The sequence below is a fragment of the Chitinimonas violaceus genome, from assembly GCF_052601015.1.
In genome coordinates this window covers 1-447 of the sequence record NZ_JBQXDJ010000232.1, presented here as the reverse complement: position 1 = coordinate 447, position 447 = coordinate 1, and the positions used below count along the sequence as shown (strand labels likewise).

At 63.5% G+C, this 447-nt stretch carries 1 protein-coding gene; it reads right to left on the bottom strand.

Annotation, left to right across the window (positions count from 1 at the left end; translation table 11 throughout):
* Window positions 1–447 (bottom strand): prealbumin-like fold domain-containing protein (locus tag ACUHMQ_RS21080; RefSeq protein WP_445297395.1); only part of this gene is annotated, 447 nt, incomplete at both ends.

Here is a 447-nt window from a genome sequence, read left to right as displayed (position 1 = left end):
GGGTGAAGGTACAGGCGATATTGGGCGAGCCAGCGGTAGCAACGGCATCCAGCGTGATCGTGCCCGTCGCCAGATTGGGGGTGGCGGTACCGCCTGGGGTCAGGCCAGTACAGGTCGCTCCGGTGAGGGTAAAGCCCGGTGGGATGGTTTCGGAGACGACGGTCGACGTACCGGAAGTGGTCAAGGTCTGAACCGGGCCGGTCACCGGTACCCCGGACGTGACCGTGGTATTGGTGAAGTTGTTGACCCCGTTGGTACCGGTATAAGGGACACCTGCCGTCCCCCCATTGGTAATGGTGCTTACCGTCACCGTGGGCAATCGGTTATGGGTGAAGGTACAGGCGATGTTGGAACCGGCTGCTGTGGCGGCAGCATCGAGGGTCACCGTACCAGCAGCCAGATTCGGTGTGGCGGTGCCGCCCGCTCCCAAGCCGGTACAGGTCGCCC